The 21,566-nt window shown below is 31.6% G+C and carries 21 protein-coding genes; all 21 read left to right on the top strand.

Annotated elements, in window-relative coordinates:
- Positions 1-14: 14 nt before the first annotated feature.
- The 21 genes from J3477_RS06910 to J3477_RS06810 all read left to right on the top strand — a co-directional run bounded on the left by J3477_RS06910 (position 15) and on the right by J3477_RS06810 (position 21,565).
- Complete coding sequence (locus J3477_RS06910; RefSeq protein ID WP_206868951.1) at positions 15-998, top strand: beta-ketoacyl-[acyl-carrier-protein] synthase family protein; 984 nt, start codon at positions 15-17, stop codon at positions 996-998.
- A 54-nt stretch (positions 999-1,052) separates the two neighbouring features.
- Entirely contained in the window at positions 1,053-1,442 is a 390-nt protein-coding gene (locus J3477_RS06905; RefSeq protein WP_206868950.1) for a hotdog family protein, read from the top strand.
- 33 nt (positions 1,443-1,475) lie between these two features.
- Positions 1,476-1,907: a 3-hydroxyacyl-ACP dehydratase FabZ gene (fabZ, locus tag J3477_RS06900; RefSeq protein ID WP_206868949.1), complete on the top strand. Its 432-nt coding sequence runs from the start codon at positions 1,476-1,478 to the stop codon at positions 1,905-1,907.
- Between the two features lie 84 nt (positions 1,908-1,991).
- A complete protein-coding gene (locus J3477_RS06895) occupies positions 1,992-2,936 on the top strand; it encodes a glycosyltransferase family 2 protein (RefSeq protein WP_206868948.1) in 945 nt (314 codons plus the stop codon).
- A gap of 20 nt (positions 2,937-2,956) precedes the next feature.
- Positions 2,957-3,973 (top strand): beta-ketoacyl-[acyl-carrier-protein] synthase family protein, encoded by a 1,017-nt coding sequence (locus J3477_RS06890; protein WP_206868947.1) that lies wholly within the window; start codon positions 2,957-2,959, stop codon positions 3,971-3,973.
- 47 nt (positions 3,974-4,020) lie between these two features.
- Positions 4,021-5,214, top strand: a complete 1,194-nt coding sequence (locus tag J3477_RS06885) for a beta-ketoacyl-[acyl-carrier-protein] synthase family protein (protein WP_206868945.1) — start codon at positions 4,021-4,023, stop codon at positions 5,212-5,214.
- 14 nt (positions 5,215-5,228) lie between these two features.
- On the top strand, positions 5,229-6,527 hold the full coding sequence (locus J3477_RS06880) for a hypothetical protein (RefSeq protein WP_206868943.1): 1,299 nt from the start codon (positions 5,229-5,231) through the stop codon (positions 6,525-6,527).
- Between the two features lie 16 nt (positions 6,528-6,543).
- Positions 6,544-7,269 (top strand): SDR family NAD(P)-dependent oxidoreductase, encoded by a 726-nt coding sequence (locus J3477_RS06875; RefSeq protein WP_206868941.1) that lies wholly within the window; start codon positions 6,544-6,546, stop codon positions 7,267-7,269.
- A complete protein-coding gene (locus J3477_RS06870) occupies positions 7,250-8,302 on the top strand; it encodes a radical SAM protein (protein WP_206868939.1) in 1,053 nt (350 codons plus the stop codon). Before J3477_RS06875 ends, J3477_RS06870 begins: the two co-directional genes overlap by 20 nt.
- A 37-nt stretch (positions 8,303-8,339) precedes the next feature.
- Entirely contained in the window at positions 8,340-9,644 is a 1,305-nt protein-coding gene (locus tag J3477_RS06865; protein ID WP_206868937.1) for a condensation domain-containing protein, read from the top strand.
- A gap of 90 nt (positions 9,645-9,734) precedes the next feature.
- Complete coding sequence (locus J3477_RS06860) at positions 9,735-10,025, top strand: acyl carrier protein (RefSeq protein WP_206868935.1); 291 nt, start codon at positions 9,735-9,737, stop codon at positions 10,023-10,025.
- Positions 10,026-10,154: 129 nt separating this feature from the next.
- On the top strand, positions 10,155-10,445 hold the full coding sequence (locus J3477_RS06855; RefSeq protein WP_206868934.1) for an acyl carrier protein: 291 nt from the start codon (positions 10,155-10,157) through the stop codon (positions 10,443-10,445).
- 202 nt (positions 10,446-10,647) lie between these two features.
- Positions 10,648-11,346 (top strand): ABC transporter ATP-binding protein, encoded by a 699-nt coding sequence (locus J3477_RS06850; RefSeq protein WP_206868933.1) that lies wholly within the window; start codon positions 10,648-10,650, stop codon positions 11,344-11,346.
- A gap of 16 nt (positions 11,347-11,362) precedes the next feature.
- The gene (locus J3477_RS06845; RefSeq protein WP_206868932.1) at positions 11,363-13,582 is read left to right on the top strand and encodes an ABC transporter permease; all 2,220 of its coding nucleotides are present in this window, start codon (positions 11,363-11,365) and stop codon (positions 13,580-13,582) included.
- 118 nt (positions 13,583-13,700) lie between these two features.
- A complete protein-coding gene (locus J3477_RS06840) occupies positions 13,701-15,323 on the top strand; it encodes a phytoene desaturase family protein (protein ID WP_206868930.1) in 1,623 nt (540 codons plus the stop codon).
- 5 nt (positions 15,324-15,328) lie between these two features.
- A complete protein-coding gene (locus J3477_RS06835; RefSeq protein ID WP_206868928.1) occupies positions 15,329-16,471 on the top strand; it encodes a DUF4872 domain-containing protein in 1,143 nt (380 codons plus the stop codon).
- Between the two features lie 54 nt (positions 16,472-16,525).
- Positions 16,526-17,584 (top strand): BtrH N-terminal domain-containing protein, encoded by a 1,059-nt coding sequence (locus J3477_RS06830; protein ID WP_206868926.1) that lies wholly within the window; start codon positions 16,526-16,528, stop codon positions 17,582-17,584.
- A 20-nt stretch (positions 17,585-17,604) separates the two neighbouring features.
- The gene (locus tag J3477_RS06825; RefSeq protein WP_206868925.1) at positions 17,605-18,354 is read left to right on the top strand and encodes a flavodoxin family protein; all 750 of its coding nucleotides are present in this window, start codon (positions 17,605-17,607) and stop codon (positions 18,352-18,354) included.
- The gene (locus J3477_RS06820; RefSeq protein WP_206868924.1) at positions 18,335-19,096 is read left to right on the top strand and encodes an MBL fold metallo-hydrolase; all 762 of its coding nucleotides are present in this window, start codon (positions 18,335-18,337) and stop codon (positions 19,094-19,096) included. The genes J3477_RS06825 and J3477_RS06820 overlap by 20 nt, the downstream gene beginning before the upstream one ends.
- Before the next feature lie 59 nt (positions 19,097-19,155).
- Positions 19,156-20,754: a B12-binding domain-containing radical SAM protein gene (locus J3477_RS06815; protein ID WP_206868923.1), complete on the top strand. Its 1,599-nt coding sequence runs from the start codon at positions 19,156-19,158 to the stop codon at positions 20,752-20,754.
- 370 nt (positions 20,755-21,124) lie between these two features.
- Positions 21,125-21,565: an acetyl-CoA carboxylase biotin carboxyl carrier protein gene (locus J3477_RS06810; protein ID WP_206868922.1), complete on the top strand. Its 441-nt coding sequence runs from the start codon at positions 21,125-21,127 to the stop codon at positions 21,563-21,565.
- The last annotated feature ends 1 nt before the right edge of the window (position 21,566 follow it).

Here is a 21,566-nt window from a genome sequence, read left to right as displayed (position 1 = left end):
GGGCGAAAGTTTAATTGAAAGATATTGTTATTACGTCGATAGGAACTGTCTCATCACTTGGTATCGGTTTTGATGATTATACACGAAGGTATAAGAATAAAGAGCTAATAAAGTTTGAAAATATTGATATTGATATGTACTGCGGAGATATGGCAATTAGACGCAATGATCGATTTACTAAATTTGCTCTTGCTGCATTTAGAGATATGATGAATAACTCAAGTTATCTTGATATTGATCCTGATGAACGTGGGATTATTGAAAATACAATTTTTGGACCCTTAAATACAGTAAATGATTTTATGCATACAGCAATGGATGGCGGGTTGAGTGAAACAAGCCCAATGCTATTTTCAAATACAGTAATTAATGCAGGGCTTGGAAAGATTTCTATTGAGTACAAGCTTAAGGGCGTTAGTTATATGCTATGTGGAACAAATCCGTTGTTTTACGCTATAAGTGATTTAGAATCTATGCATTCAAAAGTTTTGTTCGCTGGTGGTGTAGATGATGCAAAAAGTAAATTAGTATTTGTAGATGATGAAGAACGAGTTTTTCATGAAAGTGCTGCTTTTATAGGCCTTGAAAGAAGAGTTGATGCAGTGGCACGAGGTGCATCAATTATAGCACATATAAATGGTATTGGGACTACAAACTTTATTAATTATTTTGATGATAGAAATATCTCGCAGAAAAAGATATATGATTCAATGAAAAAAGCAATTGATGATGCAGACATAAAAACTGAAGAGATAGGAAGGATATATTTATTCTCAGTAGAGGAAAGTACAGAAACAGAGGCAGTCAGAGCTTTATTTAATGGATGTAGTAATAATATGATATTTAGTCGCAATAATTATGATGCATTTTTGAGTGCCGGAGAATTTTTTACATTGTTTGATGCAATCATTGATATGGATTCAGATGAACATACAGCTCCTGCATTGGTAAATATTAAGGCATTCAATTGTATCATTAGTTTGGTTATTAATTTGTAATGTATTGAAATTTTAAAAGCTGAAAAGATGGCTTTTATGCTGATGAGGTTCAAGATGAGCATATTGTTACAAAAATTTCCTATGATTTATGTTGATAGATTCAAGAAAAATAATGGAGAAGATTATTTTGTTGGAATTGCGAATTTTACTATAGATGAGACTGAAGGAGATTTTATGCCAATACTTTTAATAGAAGGTATGGGGCAAACCGTTGAGTATAACCTTCGTTCAAAGTTGGACTTAAACGGAAAAAAATTGATATTAGCTGCAGTGAAAAGTTTTGAAATACTTTTGTTGAATTTTAAAAATGAAAATCTTGAATATCATGTAATTGATATTAAAAGCCAGTTTGGATTCTTTACTTCAAATGTTGTAGTATGGGATACTACTGCAGAAAATGCGGTTGTAATGTCGGCAGAAGTTGTACATAAACTTGAGAAGTGATTTCATTAAATATAACGAAAAAGGATGTTGTATATGGTTTTAGAAATTAAGGATATTATGAAGGCTCTTCCTCACCGGTACCCGTTTCTATTATGCGACAGAATACTTGAGGTTGAGTATGGTAAGGCGGTAAAAGGAATAAAAAATGTTACAATAAATGAACCTTTTTTTCAAGGACATTTTCCTGATGAACCAATAATGCCAGGAGTGCTTATACTTGAGTCAATGGCACAGGTTGGGGGGTTCATTTTTTACAAATCAGATGAAATTGAAAAATCGTTAAAAGGTAAGATTGTGAAAATAAATGAAGCTAAATTTCTTAGAACAGTTTTGCCAGGGGATGTTCTTGAAGTGACAGGCAAATTGGTTGAACGTAGTGGTAATTACTCACAAGTAGATTTGTTTGCGAAAGTAGGCGGTAGAGTTGTTGCGAAAGCAATGATTACATATGCTTTTAACATATAGAGATAGTTTCTAATTATAATGTATGACAATTTGAGTGGGTATTCTTAAAACTCATAATCTATATTCATTGAGAGGAGAAGTAGTATGAAGCTAAGTGTTATTATACCGACATATAATAATTTGCAAAGACTTAAGATTTCACTATCATATCTTGAGCAGCAAGATATGGATAAGAGTGAATATGACATTATATTGGTTGATGATGGATCAAATGATGGTACATCAGAGTACCTGGGCTCATTAGAAACTGAAATGAATTTATTAGTGGTTAGACAAGAAAATATGGGACAAGCTAAAGCACGAAATGTCGCGCTTTCATTAGCTGAAGGTGAGTATGTACTTTTTATCGATGATGATGTTATAGCTGACAGGGATTTTCTCACAAAACACTATGAAAGTCATATGAATTATAACGATCCAAACCTTGTTGTGGTAGGTCAGATAAAAAATATCCCATTTGCCAATTATGAAGCTGCTATAGAGTTGATTAATAGTAAGGATTATTTAAAATGCAATGAGTTGGATACATTTGTAAAGCAAGACCCTTACCTAAATATTAGAAACTGGGTTTGGGATTATAGCTTGGAATATGTATCATGGCTTGCATTTACAACAGCAAATGCATCCATGAGTAGAGATCTTGTTAGGAATGTTGGTGGTTTTGATGAGGGATTTGTTGGATGGGGCCCAGAAGATGTTGAGATGGGATATCGTTTGAAAGATGCTGGTGCCGTATTTGAGTTCAAAGAGAATATAAAAAACTATCATCTAGATAAAGCTAAATCGCAGGATACATTTTATTCTGGCTTGAAAAGAAACCTTAGATATTTGACAGAAACTAAATATCCAGGAAATGAAGAGATAGGTAAGTATATTCTGTTTATTGGAGGTCAAATAAGTATCGAGGAATTTAATGCTTTTTGTTCAAAAGGAGCATTAATTTATAATCAAAATGGAAGCGAGCATCATTTCGAATTTATTAATTACTTTTTAAATAAAGTTAAAGAGAGAGAACTGGTAGCTATTTAAAAGAAGGGATGTAAAGCTATATGTGCAAAAAGAGTGAAATATATATAACTGGCATTGATATCGGCATAAAAGAATATGGGGACAGCTTTTTAAATCTTACTGAAGATATTCCATATTTAATTGCACGGCGTATGGATGATTTTTCACTTATGCTTGTGCAAGCAGCAAAAAATGCTATTAAAGATTCTGGGCTTGATAATATGGAAAAGCAAAATTGTGGTGCTGTTTTTAGCACATATTGGGGACCACTTAAATCTACAGAGAAGTTTTTTCTTTCGCTGATAAACGAAGGTGCAGAAAATGTTCCGCCTTCATTATTTCCTAATTTAGTTACAAATGCTGCTCTAGGCCAAGTATGTAAGATATATAAAATATTTAATTGCACTTCCTTTTTGATTGCAACGGCTCCAGTTGAATATGCAATGGAATTAATGAAGGAAAAAGGGAATCGATATATGCTGATAGCAGAATGCGATGAATTATTTGAAAGTAATATTGCAGCATGTGTTTCAGCAGGGATACTTGATCAAGATGATTTTACATTTAAAGACACTGACGTAAAATGTGCTGGCGGCTATTCAGCATTTGTTTTACAAAAACTAGACGATTTGAAGGAGTATAGTGGGAAAATATACGCGAAGATTTTGGCATCATCAAGTATATATGCTCCTATGATTATAAATCAGCTTGATGTTGATACTGTTGCGGAAAGATTTGAAATTGCAGCAAGAAGTGCGTTGAAAGAAGCTGAAATTTCTATAGATGAAATCGGTAGTATTGTATCTTTTTCAAATGGCAGTGAGTATACAGAAGAAATTGAAAACAAAGCAATGAGTAAATTGTTTGGTGAAAGATTTTTAGATATTAAAACTGTAAAACCAAAGAAGAAAATAGGTGAAGTTTTTGGAGAGGGTTCCTCAATTGCGATGAAAACTGGTATAGATTTGATTAGTGCAGTTAATTATGATGGCAGGGGAATTATGTGTTGTTCGTATACACCTGGTAATAACATAAATGTAACTATCCTATGTAAGTAAATTTATAAATATAATGAATTTCTAGGGTTTTTGAAAGGAATGATTGTATGGAAAGGCGAAGAATTGTTGTTACTGGAATAGGAATTGAAACATCTATCGGGGCAAATATTAAAGAATTTACTAGTTCGCTAATGCAAGGAATATCTGGAGTTGACAAAATAAATATATTTGATGCACAGAGTTATAGGACTAATAAAGCAGCATATATAAAAAAAGTTACATGTAAAGACAACACTCGCGGGAGGATATTTGCAATACTAGACAATATTTGTGATCAGGCTGTACGCGATAGTGCATTAAGTGTTAGCGGTGCTGATATAGGAGTCTCAATTGGAAGTTGTCTAGGTAACGTTGATTGTCTTGATAAATATTATGATGAGCTTGTACATGAAAATGATATATCGCCTCTGACAATTATGGACCAGCCTCATATACATGCAGCTTCGTATATAGCGCAAAAATATAATTTCTATAATATTGCATCAGTATCAGATACTGCGTGTTCATCAGCAGCTAATGCTATTGGATTTGCAATTGAGCGAATTAGGAGTGGAAAAGCAGAAGTGATGTTGACTGGTGGAGTTGATCCATTCAGCCGTTTATCACAGGGAGGATTTGGAGCACTTAAGAATTTAACAACTTCTACAAATCGTCCACTTTCAGATGATTGTGATGGAATAGTTCTCGGAGAAGGTGGAGGAGTTATGATATTTGAGGAACTTCAGCATGCACTGAGACGAAACGCGAAGATATATTGTGAGATTGGAGGATATGGGATTGGAAATGATGCATATCACGAAACGAAGCCAGATCCAAAGTCTGGAGGAGCAATACGTGCTTTAACAGATTGTCTACAAGACAGCAGTATAGACATATGTGATGTAGATTACATCAATGCTCATGGAACTGGAACAAGACTTAATGATTCAATGGAATTAAATGCTATTTCTAAAGTATTCGGTAAGTATGCGAAGCAAATACCTGTTAGCACAATCAAACCAATGGTTGGACATACACTTGGAGCATCAGGTGCAATTGAACTAATAGCATGTATAATAAGTATTCAAAATAAGTTCATACCACCAACCATAAATCATCTGAAAAGTATGAAGGCTTTTGAGGACATAGATGTTATTCCAAATAAAGCACGAATAGTTAAAAAGTTAAATGTTGCACTAAGCAGTTCATTTGCGTTTGGTGGTAATATGGCAGTAATTTCATGCAAAAAATATAACTCGTAATGAGGGGTTAAATTATGAAAAGGTATAATACAGTTATTGTAGGAAATAGCATAACAAATTTGATATGTAGCGCACTACTAGCTAATTCAGGACAAAAAATAATGTACATACGGATAAAGAATAAAGATAGAGGTGTTGGATATTTTCCTGAACGCAATGGTGAATTCCCTATTTGTGAATATTCTTTTGACTGCGAGTCAGGTATATTCCATGAATTACTACAAGAGCTTAAACTTGGAGAAAAAATTCATTGTGAAAAGGAACTTCCTTATTTAGGTTATATTTTAAACGATGAAAAATTAAGTTGCGAATATAGCTGGGATGGATTTAAGCAGCTTATAATAGCGAGATTTAGGGAAGAACAAGAAGCTATTAGAAATTTCTTCTCACTTATAGAAAAGCTTAGTGATGAGTGGATATACATGGTGAATTCTAGCGAATTTCCGAAGTTGGAAAAAATAATGAATATGGCAAAGTATTCGCATGTAAAGTATGTAGATCATATTCATAAAACTTTTAATGATATAAGCCTAATAAAAATATTAGAACAGGAAGTTGTATCCAAAGATGTATCTTTGCCTGTAATGGCTGGATATATAATGCAGTTATTTAATGGCAAAAGAATTGAAGGTGGGTATAAGGAGCTTGAAAATCATTTGTATTCAATTGTATATAAATCATCCTATGTAATAGAAGCTGAAGAAGCTGATGTTAAATATGAATATTATTCAGAAGAGAAATGTTTTAATGTGAGTATAGATGAAAATAATTATTTAAGCGATACATTGGTTTTGAATACCGATTTTCTAGGGATGTTTGTACCCAAAAAAGAGGACGTATCTAAACACCATATATTTTATATAAATTGTTTAATAGATAAAAAAAGTAGTCCAAATGGAAATATATATAAATATTGTGGAGGTTTAATTGGAGGTGACAATGATAAGTCAGATTATTATTGTGTGATTTCTGAAAGTGAGGATAAAGTTCAGGCTCGTGTATTCATTTCTGATGCAAAAAATATTGATGTAGATTTGGTGGTAGAGGATGTCATAATGCAGGTTACTAATTTATGTGGAGTAGTAATTTCGTATGATATAGTTGACGAGTCAGAAATCAACCAATATTTCCAGTGGCATAATGGGCAGATAAATGAATGGAGTTTTTCGCCTACCGATTTTAAGGAGAATCCACTTACAAAAAAATATAGTCCTTCTGGATTATATTTAACTAATACTTGGGGGCGCGCGTTTATAACCTCTGCTAAAATAACTGCTAAAAATATAATAATGAGTAGTAAGGAGTTTAACTGAAAAGAGGGGAAAATTCTTGAAAGAGGATGAAAAAAAAATATATCTGGTAACAGGTGGCTCTCGCGGTATAGGAAAAGCCATATGTGAAAAACTGGCTGGTGAAGAATCAATTGTAATTATAAATTATCGAGATAATGATGAAATGGCAGCAGATACATTAAAACGAGTTGAGAATCATGGTGGACATGGAGAATTATTTAAATGTGATGTTTCTGATTATTATGCTGTAAAAAATATGATTAATGAAATTATTAAAAAATATAAAAAAATAGACGGTCTTGTGAATAATGCAGGTATTTTACTTATGAGATATTTTATGTTTACATCAAAGGAAGATTGGAATAATGTTATGAATACTAATCTTAACGGCGTGTTTAACTGTGTGAAGTGTGTACTACCCGAAATGATACGACGTGAAAAAGGGAGAATTATAAATATTTCATCTGTTGCAACACGTAAAGTAATAGAAGGAAGCGTTGCATATACTGTATCTAAATATGCTATAAATGGATTTACGAAATCTCTTGCAAAAGAAGTAATGAAATATAATATTACAATTAACGGTATTAGCAGTGGGTTTATTGATACTGATATGATAAAAGGTTGTGAGGGGTATGGTATTAATACTGAAAAAAAGGGAAAGGCAGAAGACATAGCGGAATGGGTAAAGTTTCTTTTGAGTGATAATTGTAGATTTATTTCAGGAGACATTATATCAGTAGATGGTGGCAGTTCACTCTAAGGATTTTATATATTCGAAAGGAATAGAGATGATGGATAAATCAATTAGAATGGTTTGTGTTAAGTTAACCTATAAGTGTAATTTAAATTGTTTTATGTGTGGACAGAGGAAAATGCAATATGAAAAAAGGTGTCAGGAAATTGATTTAGAAAACATAAAAAAAGTAATAGAAGAATGTGGGGACTTAAGATATGGAGTGTACCTATGGGGCGGAGAGCCGCTTGTATACTCACAATTTGGTGAATTACTGAGTTATTTATATGATAACAGAATTTTTACTACAATTAATACAAATGGCGTTAATTTAAACAAGTTTACTGAATTGATGGCAAGTTATGAAGGTTTTTCAAAAATCATAGTTTCGATAGATGGAATTGGAGAAACTCATGATAGAATACGTGGAATTAGCGGGACATTTAATCGTATCAGTAACAATCTTGCAAAATTAAACAGCATGAGAAAAAAGAATCTTATGATAGCATCTAATACAGTAGTAACATCAGAGAACTACGGAAGCCTATTTGAAATTATTAATGGAATTTCTGAATTAGGTGTTGATACGATGGAATGTCAGTTACCAATGTTCTTTAGTGATTTATGTGGAGCTAATTATGAAAATGTACTTATGTCTGAATTTGGTATGCAAGCAGATACATGGAGTGGATTTAGAGGTGACTATAGTAATATTGAGATTCCAATACTATTATCGGAACTTAAAAAGATACAGCAGAAATTTGGAAGACGGTTTAGACTTGTACCAAATCTCTCTGAAACCGACTTACAATCATATTTTACCACTCCAGATGATAATTTAAAAACGCATAAATGTTCTTTGCCATTCAGCCAAGTTAGTATTGAGCCTAATGGAGATGTCGTAATATGTCCAGACTTTCCTGATTATATTGTGGGAAATATTTACGACGAAAGTATTAATTCAATTTGGCAGAATGAGCGGATAAATCAGTTTCGCAAATATATTATGAAAAATAATCTTTCATTATGTAGCAGATGCTGTAATTTCTATCAATTTTAATTTTACATTAAAAATATAAAAATAGGAGAAAATTTACATGGAAAAAAAGAGTCCTTTGTTGGCAGAAAGAATACATTATCGCTCGGTGGCCACAAATATGACATTCTCTGCTGAATTGTTAGGGAAATATAATCATACAGCAATGTTATCAGCTGTCAAGCGCCTTCCTCAAATTCATCCTATATTAAATATAAATGTAGTTCAAGAAGATGATGGAAATATTTATTATACGTATGGTAAACATTATCCCACATTAAGATTATACTCAGAAGACACTAGGGTATTGATTAAAGTAGAGAGTAAGCGTAGTTTTTCATTAAAAAATGAGTGTTTATTGAGAATTTTTGTGCAGTATTATGAGGATTACTTTTCAGTTGTTATGGTTGCCCATCATATTATGGGTGATGCAAGGTCCATAATGATTTTGTTAAATGATCTACTGGAACTTTATGGAGGAAAATCAGTTGAAGCAATAGATGAGCCGGTTTTACTGCCTTTATCTGATCAGTTTCCTGAAGAGGCAAAATTATCAACGAGACAACAGTTTTATGTTGATTATTTAAATACAAAATGGAAAAAAGAAAAACGTTTATTTAGTGATAAAGAATTTGATAAAGTATATTCTAAATTTTATGAATCTCATGATATCTGTTTTGAAAGCTTATGTTTAAAAAAAGATGAAACAAATGTGTTACATTCAAAATGCAAGGAACATAAGGTTACTATAACATCAGCATTAGCTATTTGGGTTTTAAGATCTATATATGAAACATTGTCTGACTTTTTTTCTAAAGATATGCAGGTTAATATCCCAGTAAGTGTTAAGAAAGAATTTAATTTTATACCTCAACGATGCGTAGGAAATTATTGCTCTAATATTAGTTTGAAATATACTTATAAAGAAATGCTGGATTTTTGGGAAGAAATAGAATGGTTTCATGAAAAAATGACACAAAAACTCAATGATAATAAAGAAAAATATATGTCTCTTAATATGATGATGGCAATAGATGGAAGTCTTCAGGATGCAATATCTTTTTCAACATTTGGAGATTTCGACAGTCTTATAGCTAAGCAAATGGCTGAGTTATTTAATGTATCGCACAGTTCTTCAAATATTGAAATATCTAATGTAGGACAAACTTCTATCAATAAATTAATAGGAAAGAATGAACTAAGAGATATATTGTATATACCGCCTCGAGATTTATCTAATATATTAACACTTGGAGTTATAGGATTCCATGACAGGATTAATTTATGTGTGGTTTATGATGCTGCTGTTATACCAAAATCAAAAATTACAGATTTAGTAAATAGTATTATGAAAATATGTAATTAGAATTTATAAGGATCCTACATTCAGAATATATATTAATGCAATGATTTCTGGATGTTTGAAATACAATTAAATAAAAGGGAGGAGTATAAAATGAGTGAAATGATTAGTTACAGAGTAAAGAAATGTATTATTGAAAGGCTTAATCTTAGAATTGAGCCTGAAAATGTTGATGATGAAGCTGCAATTTTTGCTTCAGATGACATGGAAGAACAGGAGGACGGTGGAATTATTAAAAATCTTGGTCTTGATTCCATTGATGCGCTTGAAATTATTGTTGCCGTAGGTAAAGAATTTGATATAAAAATTGATGATGAAGATATGCATGTTCTTCAAAATCTAAAAACACTTACTGATTATGTAACAGGTAAGTTAGAACAATAATTTTATTTTTATCAATAAGTAGGTGAAGTAATAGCTTTAAATTATTATATATGTATTCAAAAACATACATATAATTAAATAATTATTAGATTTCTAAAATAAATTTATATAAAAGTGGAGGAATAAAAGATGAATGAAACAATTAGTTACAGAGTAAAGAAGAGTATAATTGAAAGGCTTAATCTTAGGATTGAACCTGAAAATGTTGATGATGAAGCTGCAATTTTTGCTTCAGATGATATGGAAGAACAGGAAGATGGTGTAATTATTAAAAATCTTGGGCTTGATTCCATCGATGCACTGGAAATTATTGTTGCTGTAGGCAAAGAATTTGATATAAAGATTGATGATGAAGATATGCATGTTCTTCAAAATCTAAAAACACTTACCGATTATATAACAAGTAAAATAGAGCAATAGTTTTGCTTTTATATTAAAAATATTAAATTTAATATATTTGATTAGCATTATTCTATATTAAATCATTAATTTATGAAATGTATAAAATTCTCTTCTGGTAAAATCCAGAGGAGAATGCTTTATACATAAGATTAAAATTAGTTTTTCAATGAAAGAAATTCGCAGGAGTATTAAAAGATATAGGCCTGCTAGCGGAGGAAATATGCAACTTGTTATTAATAATCTTTCAAAAAGCTATGGAACTAAAGAATCTAATAATAAGGTGTTAGATAATATTAGTTTTGAAATTGAAAAGGGACAGATTTGTACGATTATAGGACCATCAGGTTCAGGAAAGTCAACTTTACTCAATATTATTGGCGGTTTGGATTACGCAGATTCAGGTAGAATTGTTTTTGATGATGAAGAACTTACTGCAATGAATAAAACACAGCTTGGACTATACAGAAGAAATAATTTAGGTTTCATTTTTCAATTCTATAATCTTATACCCAATCTCACTGCTAAAGAAAATATTGAAGTTTGTCAGTATCTATCCAAAGATGCAATTGAAATAGATGAATTATTAGAAACACTTGAATTGAGCAATCATGCATCAAAATTTCCAAATGAGATGTCAGGAGGACAACAACAACGTGTGGCTATTGCACGTGCATTAGTAAAAAATCCTAAGCTTTTGCTATGTGATGAACCAACTGGTGCACTTGATTACAAAAACTCAAAAGAAGTTCTACGTTTAATTGAGAGATTAAATAAGAAATACGGTACTACTATCGTAATAGTAACGCATAATACTGCAATAAGTCATATGTCAAATGTGGTCTTGAAACTTAAAGATGGAAAGATAGATCAGTTAATCTATAATACAAGTGTTGAAAGTGCTGATAATATCGATTGGTAAGTGGAAGGATAAAGAGATGTTAATTAATAAAAGAAATATTCGTGATTTGCGGAAAAACTTTATACGCCATTTTGGAATTTTCATTTTCATATTGATTAGTAGTATGGTGATGGTGGGAATATCAAGTTCAATAGACTCAGTAATATCCACTGTTTCTAACTTATTTGTGCAAAGTAATGTTGAGGATGGTTATTTTGAATCCACTAAGCCATTATCAAATAAAACGTTAGATGAAATTTCTGTAAGTGGTATAAATATTGAGGATGAGTCATATCAAGATGAAAAAAATGATAATGGAAAAGTACTAAGAATTTTTAGAAATAGGAGTGAAATTAATTTACTAAAATTAATTCAAGGAAGAGATGCCTTAAAAAGTGGTGAAATTGTTCTTAGTAGAGGTTTTGCAGAAAATAATAATTATAATATTGGAGAAAAGATAAAAGTAAAAGATAAAGACTATTTGATAGTAGGATATGCTACTACCCCGGATTATGTAAATGCAATAAGGGAGCCGTCGGATGTTATAGCGGATTATAGTACATTTGGGCTTGGTTATATGTATATATCTGATGCAAATGATTATTTTGATTCGGCAAAAGTTAAATACCATTATTCTTATCGTCTAAACGGTCATAATAAGGACTCCTTGAGTAACATTATTAAGAAAGATTATAATATTATTTCTATGGTAGATAAGTTAGATAACGTCAGAATTACTGGTTACGAGTCTGATATAAAAATGATAAAAAATGTATCTATTATCATGGCTGCAGTTTTAGTGATATTAGTTGCTTTTTTAATATGTAACTATATCGCATCAGTAATTGAGTCTGAATGTGTTGTAATTGGTACCCTCTTTTCTTTAGGGTATTCCCGCAGAGAGTTATGCAGACATTATATCTCCCTTCCAGCAATAATAGTTACATTTGGTAGCATTGTTGGAACTTTGTGTGGATTCTTATTTGGTGATGTATTCGTAAAATCAGCAATACAATCGTATAATTTTCCTGTTATTAGAAGAGTGCTTCAACCTTATCAACTGATGCTTGGTATTGTATTTCCGATAGTATTTGTATTGATAATTAATATTAGATTATTGCTAAGTAAATTGTCAATTGAGCCGCTAAAACTTTTGCGTAAAGACATAAAGAAAAAATCACACCTTTCTTATATTAGAATCAAGAGATTTAATTTTTTAAAGCGTTTTAAAATAAAAGAAATGCTTAACAATATAAATAATTTCTTTGTGTTAACCTTAGGTGTTATACTGACAGTTTTTCTTATGATGTTTAGTTTAGGTATATGGAGCTCTATGAAAAACTATACGAACGATATTGGTAGTGAAATAAAGTACAATTATAGTTATTATCTTAATTTCACAGATGGTCTTCGAAGCTTTGAGGATGCTGAAAAAATAAATAATACTGAGATGACACTTGTTTTAAAAGATGATAATTCCGATAAAATAATTTTATCTGGTATAGATTCTGATTGTAAGTTTTATAATTTCTCAATAGCTGATAATGAAACTGGTGTATATGTCTCTACGAACGTTAGTCAAAAATTTGGCATTAACGTAGGAGATGATATTACGCTTATGGATTCTAATAGCAAAAAAAATTATAGTACTAAAGTTAAAGCGGTTGTAGAAAGCAAAAATGGGCTTTATTTATTCATGAATCGTGAAAAAATGAACGAATTACTTGGAAAGAGCTCAGATTACTATAATATGATTTTAAGTAAAGACAAATTGGATATTGGGAAAAATTATATTTATAAGGAAGTAACAAAGGATAGCTTGATTTCAGATGTTGAGAGTGTTATGAATAGGCTGATTCCATTGTGTATATTGATCATGGCTATTTCAGTTTGTATTTGCATAGTACTCATTCTAATACTTATAAAAATACAGTTTGATCAGAGTTCATTTTCGGTATCACTTGTTGGATGTGTTGGTTATAATCCAAGTGAAATATCCTCTGTATATACATTTACAATAAAAGCAGCGCTTGCTACAGGGGTGTTTATTGGTATTCCATTATCATATTTTATTTTCAGAGCATTATGGCCTAAGCTCATCATGTCGATGAGCACTTATATCAATGTCCGTTATAATTGGTATTGTTACTTGTTGATATGCGGGATGTATATAGTCTGCTATTTTATTAGTTTACTAAGGTTTAGAAAAAAAGTGAAAACAATCGACTATGTTACAGTTATGAAAGCAAGAGAATAATTATTAACTGATAGGAAAAGAAATGTAATTGAAAATTATAACATGTGGCATTTTAGCATGTTATAGTTTTCTATCAAAAAATTTTTAAATAAATAAAGAGAAAATGCGAGGGATAAATATGTATAAAAAAAGCTATGATTGCGTTATAGTCGGTTCTGGTCTTGGAGGATTGTCTGCGGCAGCATATCTTGCAACACATGGAAAATCTGTTTGTGTTTTGGAACAGGCAAAGAATTTTGGTGGTTACGGTCAGACTTTTGTGAAGGATGGGTTTGCATTTGACTGCGCAATACATTCTGTATTTAGTTGGAAATTCGTTCGTTCTTGTCTTAAAGAATTAGGTGGCAATACTAGTTTAGGTGTTGTTCCTGCAAGACGTGGAGATCATATTATCTTTGAAGATGGTGATTATTGGGCAACTACATTTCCTTACATGACAAAAACTCTACAGGAGAAGTTTCCAGAGGAGAAAGAGGCAATTGAAAAATATTTTGGAGACCTTGTAAAAAGTATGACAGCTTTGCTAGAAATAAGTTCTAAAACAGACGCAAGTAAAGAAGAAATTCTAAATGCAGTCAGAAAGTATCCATATCTTTGGCTTAATTCGCTTGAAGATGTAATGGATCACTATTTTACTTCTTCTGACGTGAAGGCATATATTTTAGGAACACATGACGCATATCTCTATGACTATGCGTGGAATTACTCAGCTTATCATCTGTTTCATATAAAGCAAATTAATCAAGGACATGCAATAAAAGGTGGAAGCCGTAATTTAGTTGATGAGTTTGTTCGTATAATTAAGATAAATGGTGGAGAACTATATAATTCTTCACTGGTTACAAAAATTGGAGTTGAGAATAATAAAGCCACTGGAGTTGTTCTTGATGATGGAACCGAAATAAAAGCAAATACTGCAGTCATTTCCAACGCTGATGCTAAATTGACAATAGAAAAAATGATTGGGATAGAGAACGTACCTAAAACAATGCTTGATGAGTTTAAATTATGGGACAAGAGTGGATATTCTCTCTCTTATTACATAGTTAATCTTGGTCTTGATATTGATTTACATGAGAAATATGGCATGGAGCATGATCTTACAATATACTTCCCTTCAAAAGATATTCCACGTGTGCATAAGGATATTAATAATAATATTTTACCAGAGGATTTTTGGCTATGGATGGTATTTCCATCAGTTAACGATCCGACTGTTGCGCCTCCAGGGTGTTCAACAGCTATTATTTCCATGCTTGTTCCTTATACGATGCTTAATGAGACAGAGTGCGAAAAGGATTATTTCGATGGATTCCGTCAAGTAAAAGATAAAGGTGAAAAATATTATGCTAAAAAAGAGGAAGTTGCTAATGAGATGATTGCCATGGCAGAACGTGTATTACCTGAATTATCTGAACATATTGTAGTTAAAGAAGTATGGACGCCTCAGAGTTTTCAGGATGCTACACTCAACCATCATGGAGCTACAATTGGATTTATAAAGTTACCTCCTACATCAGAAACTAAGCATCAGATGGACAAGCTAGGAATGCCAGCATGTACTGATATTGATTCTTTATATATGGTTGGTCATTGGACTGAATTTGGTCTATCAGCAGGCTCAGTTATAAACTCAGGTAGAAGTGTTGCTTATAAAATTCTTGGCATTCCTCTACCACCTAAATGTACTTCAGATAAGAATGATAGAGTAAAGAACTTTAGTAAGGAAATTTTGGTGTAATCGCAATGTTGTTAAAAAAAATTATAAGAAATCATGAACCAACATCGTTTGATGTTCCGCATATAGCACGGCTATATGCGGAAATATGTAATTATTATGGTTATAACATATCTCCACACATGGCTTTCGGGATAGGTATGGGAATGTCATTTGAGTATATGAGAGGTGAAAAGTATCAACTTTCACCGGATTTTATAGTCGAAGGAACATATTTCGCTGGCAGTTTCTCAAAGGATAGACGGCGCCTTGCAAAACATTTACGCGTATGGCTTGATGTTTATAGAGGTAATTCTGATAAAAAGGCGTATGAAAGTTATGTTGGTATGCTATCGCAAGGTATTCCAATTATTGCTGAGGTAAATTTAACGTTGTATCACGGTTTCCTTAGGCAGAGTTATCAAACAACTATTGAAGATTGCAAATATGCTGAACGTATATTTAATATTCATCACGGTTACTATTTAAATGGGTATTCCATAATTATTGCAGGAATTGACGAAGAAACTCGCGATATCATTTGTCTTGATGTAAATCTTAATGGAACAATAATAATTCCTTACAATGAATTTATGAAAATGCATTCTCATAGAGAGGCGTATATAAATGCTGAGTATGAATGGATAGATATATTGATTCCTAAGCATAAACAACTTAACCCACCTAAATTTGCTTTACTTGAATCAATAAAAGATGATATTAGCAATCTAGAGTCGCCTGTTATTTTTAATGATGATTATATTATTGGGATAGATGGAATGAAGCAACTTTATTTAGATATAAAAGAATGTATGTGTCAGCATATAGATAAAAAACTAAAGGATGCCATTGAAAAGATCTATTATACTAGTGAAATACAATATGGAAGAACAGGACTATATAGAAAGACGTATGCTCAATTTCTTTATGAAGCTAGCGAGTATTATCCAGTACTTTTAGAGCCGGCACGTCTTTATGAAAAACTTGCTGAAGAGTGGAGTGAAGTACTTAACTTGATAAGAAATAGTACTTTAGTAAAAGATGAAGTAAATGATATTGTACAGGCTTTGGAACGGATAGTTAAGCTAGAAGTGGAGGCATGCACACTATTAAAATGTACTACTGATGAGGTATATGAAAAGCTTAGCAAAAGCAAATTGACAGTTAGTTAATGTGAAGAGTATTTACTAATACTGGTTTCATGGAAATAAGGAAGGGTGATTTTAATGATGAAATATGTCTCCAATATAGATCATTATATTGGTTCGCATTGCAGCTCCACTTTGATGAGCGATGTACTAAGGAAATATAATATTAATCTAAGTGAAGAAATGTGTTTTGGAATCGGTTCAGGACTTGGTTTTTTATATAGAAAATGCTGGTCACCATCCTACTATATGATACTTGGGAGAGGGCATGATATTGAGGAAAAAATAGGCCAGCACCTAGGCTTTTTTACTGACATCAATATATCATACGATAATGATGTGGCGTGGAACGAGGTGAAAAAATTAATTGATTCGGACCGACCTGTAATCTTAGATGTTGATGCAGCACTTCTTCCTTATATGAAATCACGTTTTTCTCTTTTTGATTATGTACGTTATGGTGGTCACAAGGCATGCCTCGTAGGTTATGATGATGATGCTCATAAAGTTGCTCTCGTTGATTATGCTTGGCAAAATATACAGATTGTAAGTTATGAGGAGCTTGCTAAGGCACGTAATTCTGATATCGGTGAATTTCCATCAGCAAATATGTGGATAAGTTTTTATTTCCCACAAAAGAAATTAGAAGTAGAGGATGCTATTTTTCGTGGAATTGGATACAACATACATACAATGAAGCATCCAGTAACTACTCAGACAGGGCTCAGTGGAATGGAAAAATTCTTGCGTCAGGTAACATATTGGCCTATTGAGAAAAATGAAGAGCAAGTAAGAAAAAATGCATATATAGCATATATGATGTTAGAAACTGTTGGAACAGGCGGAGGAAATTTTAGAAAGATATATGCAAGATTTCTTAAAGAAGCTGGTAATCTACTTGGTATAAATGACTTAACTCATATGAGTGATATATATTTCAATTTAGCTAGTAATTGGTCAGAAATAGCAAAGCTTCTTAAAAAAAGTAGTGATGATATAAAAACAGGTATTTTTAAAGAAGACAATTATGGGCAGAGGCTTTTGGAGGAAACTAGTATAACTGAAAAATTGGCAATTGATGAACTTGAACGTATCGTAATTAAAAACTTTGCAAGTGGTTACTTGTTTATTAGTTAAGGAATAGATAGGAGAAATAAATGGACAAGATAAGGATTTTAATGATTAATGGTACACAAGCATCTAAAGAAAAAATAGGCTTTAAGAGAGGTAAGAGCAATACGGGTTTCGTATTTAACCACATAGAGAACCGGCTTAGAGGGGTTTTTCCTAATTGTGATATCGAAACTTTATTATTGAATGATTATAATATAGTGCCTTGTAATAGCTGCGCAATATGTTGCGTTCCAGGAGGGAAATGTCCATTGCAGGATATGCCTGATGATAGTGTAGAGTTTATAGTAAATAAGATGCTTGATGCAGATGTGATAGTATTTGGAGTACCAGTCTATTGCATGGGAATTCCAGGTAAGACGAAAAGTTTTTTTGATAGATTGGCAGAATATTTTCATATTCCTAAATTCATTGCAAAACCATGCATTTCTGTAACAACCTATAACCTATCTGATGAACTTGCAAAACTGTTCATGTCTAAAGCATTTAAAATGTTAGGGTCACAGTATATTGGGAATCTGAGTGCTAGCGTACTAGGAGATGCTTTCGGTAATTTATTAATTGATAATATGGATGATTTTGAAGTCGATCTAAGTACAATTCTTTCCACATTAAAGAAGGTAGTTGATAAAGAAATAACTATAGAACCTTCGGAGAGTGATAAGGCTATGTTTGAGAAGGTAAAACAGCGCTGGATTAATAATAAAAGATATACAAAAGTCATCTACAAATATTGGAAGGAACGTGGTTTATTGGATGCTGAATACTATTACTAATGTGAAAATAATCCTAAAGGGAGTGGGGTTTCCTGAATTTTCTGGTACATGTACTTATATTAAGACTTTGAATCATAACATTCTTGTGGACACTGGTTCATTTGAACATAGGGGACAACTTTTGGAGAATTTAAATAAGTTAGATCTAAATCCATGTGACATTGATGCTGTTATATTGACACATATGCATATAGATCATTTTTCAAATTTGAGCATGTTTGAGAATGCTAAGATTTATACAACAAAAGCTGAGCTTAAAGCATATGAAAATGTTGTTTTGATGAAGAAAAAATATACAGAAACTGATGCAATGGATGAAGTATTTAATGATTCTAATTGGAAAAAATTTTATAACAGCGGATTTATGGATAGCCAGAAAAAGAAAATATATCAAAGCATAGCCCCATTATCTCAAAAGCAGTATGATAATATAGTTTTCATTGATGATGTTGAAAAATTATTTGATACATTGGAGTTTATCCAGTTCTATGGACATTCTGATGATCCGAGAGGTGTCAGAATAAATTATGGATGTAGATCAATTGTTATATGCGGAGATGCTGTTACAAACAAGCGATGGTTTGATCGCGTTATTGGTCAAGGTGATTTACCTAAAGGTGATTATAAAGATATTGTTCGCAATATCACTATAGCTTCAGAGAAGACAAATGTTATAATACCAGGCCATGGACTTCCGTTTGATTTGAAAACGAATGAATACGATAAAAGCTTTTTATTATAAACGTTGCGTAAAATTAAATATATAAAGGATAAGCGATTTATTAGTAAAGGGGTGAACTAATGAAGTTGTTATTAGTAAATAGTATAGTTAAGAAGGATTATTGTGAGCCTGTTGGAATATTGTTCTTGGCAGCTTATTTGAGAGACAGAGGTTTTAATGTTAGGGTGTACGATCCTCAAATATATGGAGACGAAGACTATAAGGGGTTAGCAAAAGAATGTAGTGAAGAAGAATATGAATTTGTGGGGATATCAGTTTTGTCATCAACTGATATATCGCTTAAATTGATAAAAGAAATGAGTGATGTAATCCGAAAGCAATTGCCTAATACAATAATTGGCTGTGGCGGTGGAGGGGCATCATTAAGATATAATGATCTTTTGGACTTGGATAATATAGACTTAGTAATGGTAGGTGAAGGGGAACTAACAATTGTAGATGTGGCATATGCAATAAATAGGGGATATAAATTTGAAGCTATACCTGGAGTTGTCACTAAAAGTTGTAGAACATATAAGAAGCGGGAACTAATCCAAAATTTAGATGCCATCCCATTCATGGCAAGAGACACGTTGGAAGAGAGAATAAAAGAATTAAACAGTGATAAAGTAAGACATTTTGAAGTAAGTATAGTTTGTGGAAGAGGTTGTTTGGGAGGATGTACTTTTTGTACTAATATAAGTGTTGCAAAATTGTGTAAGGGAGATAGATATAGAAAAAGAAGCATTGAAAGTCTAGCAAAAGAAATGGAGATGTTAAATAGTAAGTATGGTGTAACACGTTTCAGTTTTTGGGATGATAGTTTCATCCCAAAAGGAGAAGAAGGATACGAAAAAGCTGATAACATCTTAAGGGTTTTTAATAAATTAAGTTTTAAACCAGCATTTGGAATACAGATGAGAATTGATGCAATTGATGAACAAACAATTGATAAATTGCAAAAAGCAGGAATGCAAAATATATACATTGGTGTGGAAAATATCAATGAAGAGGAATTGAGAGTATTAGGAAAGAATGTTTCAAGCGAAGAAATAAAAAATGCATTAGATATTTTGTATAAATATGGTTATTCTTATAATAGTGAAGATCCATATCATATTAGAATTGGGTATATTGCTTTTACACCATTTACAAGTGTAAAAAAAATATGCCAAAATATTGAATTTGTTAATGAATACAAAATTCCAGTGGATGTATTAAATAGAAAGCTTATGGCTTTATACGATACGCCAGTTAGAAAGTACTTAGATAGCAAGGGGTTGCTAGTAGGGGATTTTGAATGGAAATTTATTGATGCAGATGTGGAAGTACTTTATAAGATTGTTGATAAAATAACGAAGTCGTATTCATTTTGGTATGATTCTGTAAGATATATAAGCAAAATAGCTAAGCACAATGGAATAGAACTAAAATGGAATGAGATTAATAAAATAGAAGAAGAATTAACGACAATAACAAGAAATGAATTGAATATATTATCAAGCAAATTATTATGTGATAAACGAGTATTTAATATGCTTGATGACATAATAAATGATGCAATACGTAAGATTGAACAGGTTTCTATAAAGTACAGCGTCAAGCAAATGTATGATTCATTTATTGAGAACTATGAAAAAGAAGTAAATGAATATGAAAAGATACATATGTATTTTTGAATTTAAAATTTTCTTATAGATTTTTTATAAGCTTTTAAAAGAAATAATTATCATTGTTAGATAATTTAGATACAAATCATCTTGTTTTAGTAAGAATACATTTACTGAAAGCCTTTCTTTTTTACCAAAATACTAAAGTCTTACTAATAATATATTAAATTAGTCACATTCGTAGTTTTAAGTATTAGTGCTATAGTATTGTCATAATATTAAGGAGTTGTCCATATTACGTTAATATTATTCATACAGAATATGTTAATAATGTATAGTTCTTATATAGACTCAATCCATAATATTATAAGGTTAATAATTTTAAATAAATGTTTTTATCGATATTGGTACAATTTTGTATATTTTAGGGAGAATAAAAATGGATATTGGAGATATTAAGGAATTATTAAATTTTATAGAAAAATCTAGTTTTTCTAAAGTTGAGCTTAATATAAAAGGCGATTCTATTAAGCTGGAGAAGATAGACAATCAGGAGATAAGTGTAGATAGCATTTCCTCTTTTAGAGATGGTGAATACAAAGGCTGTAAAGAATCATATTGTATTAATGAAAACTCAAAGATAGAAGAAATTAAGGCTCCTATGGTTGGAGTGTTTCATAACTCGGTAAATCCTGAAGAAGAGCCTTTTCTTAGTGTAGGTGCAAAAATAAAAAAAGGTGATGTAATAGGAATAATAGAAGCTATGAAGCTTATGAATGAAATAGAAAGTCAGTATGAAGGAGAAGTATTTGAAATCTGCAAAAAAGAAAATGAAGTTGTAGGATATGGTGATGTACTTGTAAAGATTAAGATCAGTTAGG

The organism is Clostridium zeae, assembly GCF_017312485.1.
GTDB lineage: Bacteria > Bacillota > Clostridia > Clostridiales > Clostridiaceae > Clostridium_AR > Clostridium_AR zeae.
This window is presented reverse-complemented; position numbering and strand designations above follow the sequence as displayed.